A 9648-nucleotide genomic window follows, 5' to 3' on the forward strand; every position below is an offset into this window, starting at 1 on the left:
GAAGTAGCATATATTTCAAGGCGGAAGGAGATTATAAAATGAGAAAAGGTATTCATCCAGATTATAAAAAGGTTAAAGTAATCTGTACATCATGTGGTGCTGAATTCGAAACTGGTTCAGTATTAGATGAAATTCGTGTTGACACTTGTTCAAACTGTCATCCATTCTATACTGGTAAACAGAGATTTGCTAGTGCTGATGGACGTGTAGAAAAGTTCAACAAGAAGTATGGTTTAAAATAATCTATAGGAAAAGGAGCTCAATGAGCTCCTCTTTTTTTATAGTTTTCTATACATTTCTACAATAACATCAGCAACTTCATCCAATCCAAAATCACTGTTGATTGTTAAATCAAAATTAGTCAGCTGACCCCATTTATTAGTCGTGTAGTAATTATAATAGTTTTCTCTCTTCTTATCTCTAGACTTTACATACTTGATATAATTCTCATGTTTTTCACCATATTCCTCTTCTACACGTTTAGCACGAGAAGTAATAGGGGCATGGATAAATACTTTTAATACATGATCAAAGTCTTCAAGAATATAATCGGCACAGCCATTGACAATAATGCATGAATCATTAGTTGCCAGATGTCTAATAATCTTCGATTGAGTGGCAAAGACCTGATCATTTAGGGGCATCTGGAATGTACCACCAGCCATTGTATAAAGGAAACCAGAACTCTTTTCCTGGGCAGCCTTGCGAATAGTACGGATATCAAAGCCAAGTTCTTCCGCAGCTAAATCTATAATCTGATTATCATAGTAGACGAGACCTAACTTATCTGCTACTTTTTGTGCGATAATACGACCTCCAGATCCATATTGTCTTGCGATAGTAATAATCTTAGCCATAAAATCTCCTCCTTCTTTCTCTTATTTTATCACAAATTAAAAAAGCGCTTTCACTTTTTTCACACTTAATAAAAGATTTTTGTGTGGTATAATGGCAAAAAGGAGTAATGTATGGAATTTCACGTTTTAGCAAGTGGCTCAAAAGGAAATGCCACTTTTGTATATGAAAATGGTACAGGAATACTTATTGACTGTGGCATTTCAAGAAAGCAGTTATTATACAGATTAAATGAAGTAGGATTTAATGAATCAGATATTACTTATGTATTCTTGACACATGATCACTATGATCACTCAAAGAATATCCACATCTTTGAAGATAAAATGATCTACAGTGCAAGAGGAAATATTGAGAAGATGGATGAAGAACATATTCTAGAACCATTTCAGACTTATCATTTCAATCAGTTAAGTGTAGAAGTTCTCCCGTTATCCCATGATGCAACCAATACTGTGGGATTTGTAATAAGAGGTGATGAATCTCTTCTTTATATGACAGATACAGGCTTTGTATCAGTGAAAAATAGAGAACTGATTGGTAATCTTAATTACTATATTATCGAAGCAAATCATGATATCGAAATGCTGATGAATACAAGAAGACCACTATATCTCAAGAATAGAATTCTTGGCGATGAAGGACATTTGTGTAATGAATATAGTGCTAGACTTATGTGTGAAGTCATCGGGGAAGATACAAAAGAGATTGTGCTTGCCCATCTTTCACAGGAAGCCAATACCAAAGAGTTGGCATTAAAGACATATTATGAGGTCTTTGATGAAAAGCATATGTCATTTGATAGGAACAATATCAAGGTTGCAAGCCAAGTTGATGTTGTCTCAGGAGGTAAATATGAACATTAAGATTATCAGTGTAGGGAAATTGAAAGAAAAGTATCTTAAAGAAGGCATTAAGGAATATGTCAAAAGATTAGGAGCCTATACGAAAGTAGAAATGATTGAAGTAGATGATGAACCTATTCCTAAAAATGCATCACTTGCTCAAGAAATTATGGTGAAGGCTAAAGAAGGAAGAAAGATCTTAGATAAAGTAAAACAGAATGACTATATGATCCTATTGGATGTTGCAAGCCAACAAATGGACTCTGTTGCTTTTTCTAAACATATTGAACAGAAAATGATCAGTGGATGTTCAACAATTGTATTTGTATTAGGTGGTTCACTTGGACATAGTGAAGAAATCTATGAAAGAGCTGATTTTAAGATCAGTATGTCAGAAATGACTTTCCCTCATCAGTTAGCAAGATTATTACTTTGTGAACAAATCTATAGAGCATTTAAAATCATGAAAAATGAAACATATCATAAATAGAAGTTCTTAATGAACTTCTTTTTAAATTCATGACTATATAAAATGTAATATATATGTTTAAGAAAAAATTAAGAGAAGTAATAAAACGTATAAACAACTCATAGATTAACCACCAGAATGACTTCTATAGGATTTTTTTCTTGTTTGTTTTGTATTTAATAAGTAAATTTTTTTAAAAGCTTCAATTTTTTAAACTTATTGAGTATATGGGGTATAATATTAATAGTTAAAAGAAAGAAAAAGAGGATATTTATGAAAAAAATCTATGAATTTTTTATGTCAGAAATAATCTTCAATATTATTTCGTTTACATTTTTAATTATTATATGTATGGCATTGTATACAGAAAAGAAACCATGGACCACATTAAATGGATATATATCTCCAATACTTCTTGTCTATGTCTTCTTTAAATCAAGACATACAAATAAGATTTTAAAAGAAGCTAAGAATGGAGATTCTAATAAATAAGATCTATGAATTCTATATGGAAGAAATAGTCTCTAATCTTATTGCTGGTGTACTTGTATTTATAATATGTATGTCATTATATACAGGTAAAAACTTGTATCACATAAATGGATATGCCTCTTTAATCCTCTGCATTTATTAAATCTAGATATACAAGTAAAATAATAAAGAAAAGCCACAGCTATGTGGCTTTTTCAGTTATAGTCTATAACTATGGTTAATGTGTTATAATTAATATAACATCATTTTGATAATCATGCTTTATAATAAGATTCGTTAGGAAGGTAAGAGGTATGAAAATAATAGATTGCTTAAATCAGGGAAAAGTTACTTTATCATTTGAAGTTTTTCCTAATAAATACTCAAAAAACTTTGAAGCAGTTGCCAATAAGGCAAAAGAAATCGCAAGATTACACCCAGAGTTTATGTCAGTCACTTATGGAGCGGGAGGGGGAACAAGCCAGTATACAGTAAATATTGCCAAGGAAATACAGGAAAAAGAAGGAGTGGATGTATTGGCCCACTTGACTTGTGTTTCTTCTACAAAAGAGAAAGTTCATGAAATGCTTGAATCTTTTGAAGCCAATGGCATTAAGAATATCATGGCATTAAGAGGGGATCTTCCTGAAACAGAAGTCCCTCATGATTATGAACATGCTTCTGAATTGATTAAGGAAATCAAGGAATATAATCCTGAATTCTGTATTGGGGGAGCCTGTTATCCAGAAGGTCATCCTGAAGCAAAGAACAAGGATGAAGATATCTACTATTTAAAAAAGAAAGTAGAAGCAGGCTGTGATTTCTTGACTACTCAGATGTTCTTTGACAATAGCATCTTCTATAATTTCCTTTATCGTGCAAGAGAAGCAGGAATTGAAGTGCCAATTGTAGCTGGTATTATGCCTATTACAAGAAAAGAACAAGTAAAACGTGCTATTCAGTTATCAGGAAGTTCAGTGCCTTCACGTTTCTTCTCAATGGTAGATACTTTTGGAGATAATGAAAAAGCAATGAAACAGGCAGGGATCATTTATGCCTCAGAACAGATTATTGATCTTATTGCCAATGGGGTAAAACATATTCACGTTTATACTATGAATAACCCAGATGTCGCTGAAGGTATCATGAACAATGTATCGGAGATCTTAAAATAATGAAACCAATACGCAAGTCGGAGATTTTAAGATATCTCGGCTATAGAAAAGATATGGAGATCAATGAGCATACGGATGAACTTATTGATCAATGTATAGATGAGCTCAAGAAAGTCATTAATCCCCAGTTTGTTTATAAGAGATTTCCTGTTAAAAGAGTAGATGATACGATTCTTATCGAAGGAATGTCCATCAATAGTAAAGCTCTATCTAAAAACTTAGAAGGCTGCAATGAAGTCTATCTCTTCGCTGCTACTGTTGGTATTGGTGTAGATCAAATGATCAGACGTGTAGAAATCACCAATATGGCCAAAGCGGCTATTTATCAGGCAACAGGAGCAGAGATGGTTGAATGTGTATGCGATGATTTGAATGATAAATTAAAAGAACAAGCAAAAGAAGAACACTTGTATCTAAAGCCTCGTTTCTCACCTGGATATGGAGATACATCACTTGAGTTACAAAAAGATTTTGAACGTCTATTAAAGATGAGTGAAATAGGCATTCATTTAACAGAATCACTATTGATGGTGCCATCAAAGAGCGTTACAGCTTTTATTGGGATAACTGATTATCCACAAAAATCAGTGTCTGGCTGTAAAGCATGTGATAAGCTGGATTGTCCATCAAGGAAGGAGTAATCATGAGTTTTAAAGAACGATTAGGAAAAGAGTGGCTATTCTGGGATGGCGGTTTTGGTTCCATCTTACAAGAATGGGGATTAAAAGCTGGAGAAAAACCTGAGTATTGGAATCTTCAGCATCCTGAAAAGATTCTAAGAATCAATAGAGAATATTTTGAAGCAGGCAGTGATGTCGTTAACGCGAATACTTTTGGTGCTAACGCTCTACGTTTTCCTGATAATTTAAAAGAAATTGTACAAAGTGCAGTTCGTCTTGCAAAAAAGGCAAGAAAAGAAGCACATCGTGAAGAAGATGGCTACATCGCATTGGATCTTGGTCCAACGGGAAAACTATTAGAACCATTGGGAGATCTTCCTTTTGAAAAGGCAGTTAACCTTTACAAAGAAGTCATTGGCTATGCTCTTGAAATAGGAGTAGATCTCATCCTCATTGAAACAATGACCGATGCCTATGAAGCCAAAGCTGCTGTTTTAGCTGCTAAGGAATCATGTGATCTGCCAGTTTGTGTCACTGTAACATTTGATGAAAAAGGAAAACTGTTGACAGGAGGAACACCAGAATCGGTTGTTGCTTTATTAGAAGGATTAAAAGTAGATGCGATTGGAGTGAACTGCTCACTTGGACCTAAGCAGATGATTCCTTTTATTAAAAGAATGATCAACAGCTCATCATTACCAATTATTGTCAATCCCAATGCAGGACTTCCAAAAAGCAAGGATGGACATAATTATTATGATATGACAAGTGAAGAGTTTGTTGGCTACATGTCAGAAATTGCGGATCTTGAAGTAGCAGTATTAGGTGGTTGTTGTGGTACAACGCCTGAATATATCAAGGGACTTGTAGACATGTGCAAGACTAAGCCTTTCCATCCTCCGGTGAAAAAGCATCATAGTGTTGTGACTTCTTTTTCTCAATCAGTAGAGATTGGCAAGAAACCAGTAATCATTGGTGAACGTATTAACCCAACGGGGAAAAAGAAATTCAAGGAAGCCTTAAAGAATCATGATATCAATTATATTTTATCTCAAGGTCTTCAGCAGGAAGATGCAGGAGCTCACATTCTAGATGTCAATGTTGGCTTACCTGAAATCAATGAAGCAGATACATTGGTAGAAGTGATGAGTCAGCTTCAATCAGTAACAGCCTTGCCATTACAGATTGATACTGGTGACTTTGAAGCAATGGAAAGAAGCTTAAGATTATATAATGGGAAAGCAATGCTTAACTCAGTTAACGGGAAGCAGGAAATCATGGATCATGTTTTCCCAATAGTTGCTAAATATGGTGCAGTTGTGGTTGCTTTACCACTTGATGAATCAGGAATACCGGAAATATCTGAAAAACGTATTGAGATTGCCAAGAAGATCTATAAAGAAGCAGAAAAATATGGCATCTCTAAAGATGATATCGTCATCGATGGATTAGCGATGACCGTTTCATCAGATTCATCTTCTGCATTAGTTACATTAGAAACATTACGTCGTATTAGAGATGAGCTCCAGGGTCATTCTATTCTAGGTGTATCCAATATTTCATTTGGATTGCCCCAAAGAAAGATTATCAATAGTCATTTCTTGACAATGGCAATGCATGATGGTTTATCATGTGCAATCATCAATCCTAATGCTCAAGATATGATGAACAGCTACCGTGCTTATAATGCTTTGACTAATCAGGATGAAAACTTTAATGAATACATTTCAGCTTATGCGGATGTAAAGACTGAAACAGTGAAGAAAGCTGTCAGCGAAATGAGTCTATTTGACAGTGTTAAAAGAGGACTTGAAAAAAATGCGGCAGCAGCAACTAAAGAGGGATTAAAGGAAAGAGATGGATTAACTTTAATCAATGAAGAATTAATTCCTGCTCTTGATGAAGTAGGCAAAGGATTTGAAAATGGTTCAATCTTCTTGCCTCAATTACTGATGAGTGCAGAAGCTGCTAAAGCAGCATTTGCGGTCATTAAAGAATCAATGAAAGGTGTGGAGACAGAATCAAAAGGAAAAATTATTCTTGCGACAGTTAAAGGGGATGTTCATGATATCGGAAAGAACATCGTTAAAGTCATGCTAGAAAACTACGGCTATGACATCATTGATTTAGGAAAAGATGTCGCACCAGAAGTTATTGTAGATACAGCAATCAAGAATGATGTCAGACTAGTAGGCTTAAGTGCGCTTATGACGACGACAGTCGTTAATATGGAAGAGACAATAAGACAGCTTAGAGAAAAGAAACCAGATACGCTCGTATGCGTAGGTGGTGCGGTTATGACTCAGGACTACGCTGATCAGATTGGTGCTGATGCCTATTGCAAGGATGCGATGGAAACAGTTCATTATGCGGATTCTGTTTTTATAAAAAATGAGGGGGAGAAATAAATGAAAAAGGGAATTATATGTGCATTAGCACTTATCTTGACTTTGTCGTTATCTTTTAGACAAGTAGCGGCAGCAGAAAATGTTAATACGATCTTAAACGCGGTTGCTAAAGTGCAATCGTTCTATAAGAAGCAGAAAGTCTTATCAAGCAGTGATGAAATCATTGCGGTAGAATCAATTGGATTAGAAGCAGAAAATGCACCTTTTACTTTAGATAAGGATTATGAAGAAAGCTTAAAGTCTTTGGATACTACCTATGATGAAGACAAAAAGAGTGGTAATTTAACAAAGGGTATTATCGCCTTAACATTATTAGGGGAAGATCCTGCTAATTATTATGGAAAAAATTACGTGAAGAAATTAGAAGGATTAATTTCAAGCAACGGTTACTTTGATGGAAAAGAAATTGCTCCTAATTATGAAATATATGTATTAATGGCATTAGAAGCAGTTAATTCACCTAAGGTGAAAATTGTTTCAAATGATTTAGCTTCAAAACAGAGACAAAATGGTGCTTTCTATTATGTCTATAATGGAATTGTGGAAGATGATTCTACAACAGGATGGGCTTATGAAGCATTATCATTAGCTGATGCTTCAGCTTATCGTACACAGTTGATTAAAGCTGTAACATATTTAAAATCAGGATTAAAAGAAGATGGTTCTTTTGATCATACAGGATGGGGTGGAAGCCCAGATACATCTGCAGCTGTATTAGAAGCGTTGTTTATTCATAATAAAAATGAAGTCTTATCAACAAACAATAAGTCTGTTTCTTACTTGTTAAACTATCAGTTAAAAGATGGATCATTTAAATCCAACTATTCTAATGGAGAAACTGATCCTTATACAACAGTAAGTGGGGCTAGAGCCTTAGGTACATATAAATTTGGTTCTGTCATTAATGATGCAAGAAAAGAATATTTTGCAACAAAAGCTGCTCGTAAACTTTCAAAAAGCAATGTGACTTTATCTAAGAAAAGTTTTGTTTATAATGGCAAGGTGAAAAAGCCAACTGTAAAAGTGACTTACAATGGAAAGACTTTAATTAACAATAAAGATTACAAATTAACACTTAAAAAGAGTAAAGCTATCGGGATCTATAAAGCTACCATCAAAGGATTAGGAGACTACAGTGGAACTGTAAAGGTAAACTACACAATTCATCCAAGCAAAGTGAAAGTGAAATCTATTAAAGTATATAGAACACTATTTAAAGTAAAACTAAAGAAAGCTAAAGGGAATGTAAAATACCAGATTGCTTATAAGAAAGCATCTTCTAAGAAATGGAGATATAAGAAAACAAAAGCTTTATCTCAAAAAGTAAAAAAACTTGATCTTGGTTCTAAATATCAGGTAAAAGTTAGAGCATATAAAACAGTAAAGAAAAAGACCATCTATGGTAAATGGTCAAAAGAAAAGAGCGTGAAGCTTAAAGCATGAAAAAATTAATTGTTGTCATTGGAATAGTACTCACATTAATAACACCTGTTCATGCAAAAAGTGCGGGTATTTCTAGTCAATCAAAAACAATTTTTATTGGATCATCATTTACATTATCGTTAAAGAATACTAAAAAGAAAGTCTCTATTGCCTATGCAAAAGGGTATGCGAGCGTTAGACGTCTATCTAAGACATCGTTCAGGGTTACTGGAAAGAAAGCTGGTAAAACAACTATTTCTTTAAAGCTTAAAAAGAAGACATATAAATGTCGTTTAAAAATTAATGACTTCGTTTATTTTAAAGCAGTAGGCGTAAGAAAAACATTTATAAACAAGAAAGTAAAGTTTGTAAAAGGAGATACAGCCTATACATTACTTCAGAAGTCAAATCTTTCAATAAAAAAGACTGGTTTTGGTAAGTTTGTTTATGTCACAACAATCAATGGATTAAGAGAAAAACAGCATGGTCCTGCTTCAGGGTGGACTTATCGTGTAAATGGCAAACTGCCAAATGTAAGTTCTGCTGTTTATAAGCTTAAAGCTAAAGATCACTTGGAGTGGCGTTATGTCAACTACAATTAAGTTTCCACCAGCCAAGGAAATAGCGCTCATTGGTATTTTAGCGGCATTGAATATTACTTCCCGCATATACCTTCAGTTTTTACCTAATATAAAGCCGGTAACTTCAATTATTATCATTTCTGTGCTGCTTTTTGGCCTTTCATTTGGCATAAAGCTCACTTTCGTCACAACAATTGTTTCAAATGTATTCTTAGGAATGGGATTGTGGACGGTATTCCAGATTCTCGCCTGGGTTGTGATCTGCTTATTGAGTGAAGCAGTGAAACGATTGTTCCTACTAAAGAAAAAATCACCACCATTACTTTTTATGGCTATCTTTTCATCCCTGATGGGATACGTCTTTGGCTTTGTCGTATCATTTGAACAGCTCTGTTACGGCGGGTGGGGATTGTTTCTTCCTTATTGGATTGCAGGCTTAACTTTTGACACATTACATGCCGGAGGAAACTTTTTCTTCTATCTTATCTGTTCACCTATTCTAATGAAAGTCTTCAAGATAGAAGCAAAAAAACTTGCAAAGTAGTAAAACTGCGAAGGAAATATCCTTCGCAGTTTTTTGTAAAACAATAAAACCCACAGCTATGCTGTGAGGTTGTTTTAAGACTTCAGTGAAGTGGTAAAGGTATTGTAAATGATAAAATCCCCTCTGTATAATGATTGTGCGGTCTGCCAACTGCGCAATTGAATACAGGAGGGATTTTATGTCATATACAGATGACTTACATAGTTTATCACATACAAAATGGAATTGTAAATATCATGTGGTGTTTGCCCCTAAATA

General features: G+C 34.3%; 11 protein-coding genes and 1 pseudogene. 11 read left to right on the plus strand and 1 reads right to left on the minus strand.

What is annotated here, in order from left to right; genetic code table 11:
* The first annotated feature begins 38 nt into the window (after positions 1-38).
* A complete protein-coding gene (rpmE, locus tag T513_RS0110550; protein ID WP_029071551.1) occupies positions 39-242 on the plus strand; it encodes a 50S ribosomal protein L31 in 204 nt (67 codons plus the stop codon).
* A gap of 36 nt (positions 243-278) precedes the next feature.
* Here the strand turns inward: rpmE and T513_RS0110555 are convergent, their stop codons facing one another.
* The gene (locus T513_RS0110555; RefSeq protein WP_029071552.1) at positions 279-857 is read right to left on the minus strand and encodes a cytidylate kinase-like family protein; all 579 of its coding nucleotides are present in this window, start codon (positions 855-857) and stop codon (positions 279-281) included.
* Positions 858-968: 111 nt separating this feature from the next.
* On the opposite strand from T513_RS0110555, the gene T513_RS0110560 reads away from it, so the two are divergent.
* The 10 genes and pseudogenes from T513_RS0110560 to T513_RS12695 all read left to right on the plus strand — a co-directional run.
* Complete coding sequence (locus T513_RS0110560) at positions 969-1721, plus strand: MBL fold metallo-hydrolase (protein ID WP_029071553.1); 753 nt, start codon at positions 969-971, stop codon at positions 1719-1721.
* Entirely contained in the window at positions 1711-2190 is a 480-nt protein-coding gene (gene rlmH / locus T513_RS0110565; protein ID WP_029071554.1) for a 23S rRNA (pseudouridine(1915)-N(3))-methyltransferase RlmH, read from the plus strand. Before T513_RS0110560 ends, rlmH begins: the two co-directional genes overlap by 11 nt.
* A 252-nt stretch (positions 2191-2442) precedes the next feature.
* A complete protein-coding gene (locus T513_RS0110570; RefSeq protein WP_031590075.1) occupies positions 2443-2661 on the plus strand; it encodes a hypothetical protein in 219 nt (72 codons plus the stop codon).
* Between the two features lie 293 nt (positions 2662-2954).
* Positions 2955-3815, plus strand: coding sequence for a methylenetetrahydrofolate reductase [NAD(P)H] (gene metF, locus T513_RS0110575; RefSeq protein WP_031590076.1), 861 nt, complete (start codon positions 2955-2957; stop codon positions 3813-3815).
* Positions 3815-4456 (plus strand): vitamin B12 dependent-methionine synthase activation domain-containing protein, encoded by a 642-nt coding sequence (locus T513_RS0110580; RefSeq protein ID WP_031590077.1) that lies wholly within the window; start codon positions 3815-3817, stop codon positions 4454-4456. The genes metF and T513_RS0110580 overlap by 1 nt, the downstream gene beginning before the upstream one ends.
* A gap of 2 nt (positions 4457-4458) precedes the next feature.
* Positions 4459-6843 carry a homocysteine S-methyltransferase family protein gene (locus T513_RS0110585; protein ID WP_031590078.1) on the plus strand — a complete coding sequence of 795 codons (2385 nt, stop codon included), beginning with the start codon at positions 4459-4461 and terminating at the stop codon, positions 6841-6843.
* Positions 6844-8286 carry a prenyltransferase/squalene oxidase repeat-containing protein gene (locus T513_RS0110590; RefSeq protein WP_031590079.1) on the plus strand — a complete coding sequence of 481 codons (1443 nt, stop codon included), beginning with the start codon at positions 6844-6846 and terminating at the stop codon, positions 8284-8286.
* On the plus strand, positions 8283-8867 hold the full coding sequence (locus tag T513_RS0110595; protein ID WP_031590080.1) for a DUF4430 domain-containing protein: 585 nt from the start codon (positions 8283-8285) through the stop codon (positions 8865-8867). Before T513_RS0110590 ends, T513_RS0110595 begins: the two co-directional genes overlap by 4 nt.
* Positions 8851-9390, plus strand: coding sequence for a hypothetical protein (locus T513_RS0110600; protein WP_029071561.1), 540 nt, complete (start codon positions 8851-8853; stop codon positions 9388-9390). Before T513_RS0110595 ends, T513_RS0110600 begins: the two co-directional genes overlap by 17 nt.
* A gap of 178 nt (positions 9391-9568) precedes the next feature.
* Positions 9569-9648 (plus strand): annotated as a pseudogene (locus T513_RS12695) (IS200/IS605 family transposase); the annotation flags it as partial.

Origin of the sequence: Kandleria vitulina DSM 20405, from assembly GCF_000702065.1 — a bacterium.
Classification (GTDB): domain Bacteria; phylum Bacillota_I; class Bacilli_A; order Erysipelotrichales; family Coprobacillaceae; genus Kandleria; species Kandleria vitulina.